The organism is Mesorhizobium sp. LMG17149 (assembly GCF_024518695.1).
Taxonomy (GTDB): domain Bacteria; phylum Pseudomonadota; class Alphaproteobacteria; order Rhizobiales; family Rhizobiaceae; genus Mesorhizobium.
In genome coordinates, this window is the sequence record NZ_JANIFL010000030.1 from 1 (window position 1) to 1,217 (window position 1,217).

Here is a 1,217-nt window from a genome sequence, read left to right on the forward strand (position 1 = left end):
TCGAATAGACCATGTGTTGTTGGTCTCGTAGACGGAAAATATAGCATCTGATATAGACCTGCTTCATGTCCAAGCTTCGCAATCTTGTCCCCTCGACGCATTCGCTTTTCGTCTTCGAAGCGGCGGCCCGAACGCTGAGTTTCAAGAACGCGGCCAGCGAACTCAACGTGACGCAGCCAAGTATCTCGCATTCGATCAAAATGTTCGAAAAGCATTGCGGGACGGCACTCTTTGTCCGAGACAATCGGGGAGTGCAGCTGACCGAGCCCGGCAGGCAGCTCTACGATGAGGTGCGCACCAGCTTCCGCCGTCTGGAACAGCGGCTTGAGACCATCACTGATCGCGGAACGAAGTACATAACTTTCGCAGCTTCGACATCTCTGGCGGCACATTGGCTCGCGCCTCAACTCTATCATTTCCAGGAAGAGCATCCGGACGTCAGGATCAAGGTGGTCGCCACCGATCGCGATGTCGAGCCAGATCATGAGATCGACGTGACGGTGTGGGTGCGGCCCCGGAATTTTGAAAGGGCCAACAGCTGGTTCGTTTGCGACGAGATCATCTTTCCCGTCTGCTCACCGGCATATCTTCTGTCGCACCCCGCTCCCCAAGCCGTCGAAGATCTGATCCACCATCAGTTGATTCATTCGTCCGATGCTTTTCGCAAGCGCCTGGATTGGCCCGAATGGGTCGAGTTGGCAGGCGGCGATGCCGGCGACATCAAACCCAATATCGTGTTCAACGACTACCAGCTGACGCTTCAAGCGGCTCTGGCTGGTGAAGGAATAGCACTGGGGTGGTCCCTTACCGCCCAGCAGTTGCTCAACAACCGCCTTTTGGTCAAGCCATTGCCAACCCAAATCCAGACCGACAGGGCCTTCTTTCTGTTGGCCAGCGAGGATGCCAGCAAGAACAAGAGATGCAAGGTTTTGGTTGACTGGTTTCTCGTCCAGTCTGAAGAACTCCGCCCGTGACCTGAATTGCCCCTCACCCTATCCGCCTCTGGATATAAACTGGATTTAAGACCAGCGAAAGCTTTTGCGCATTCTCAGGACAATCGCAGGCGCCTATCATCGGCGCGAGATAAGCTAGGGTCCGCCCCTATTACACGGCCGAGCCACGGATGTTTAACGCGGGATGCCGGTCATTCCGCTGCAGGATGACGCGATGATGGACACTGATATTCCCGCAATCCGGCGCCGCACAGGCCGGTCTTC

1 protein-coding gene is annotated in these 1,217 nt (G+C 55.8%); it reads left to right on the forward strand.

The features are described 5' to 3' along the window. Positions 1–65 precede the first annotated feature (65 nt). Positions 66–974 (forward strand): LysR substrate-binding domain-containing protein, encoded by a 909-nt coding sequence (locus tag NP945_RS31800; protein WP_127403232.1) that lies wholly within the window; start codon positions 66–68, stop codon positions 972–974. The last annotated feature ends 243 nt before the right edge of the window (positions 975–1,217 follow it).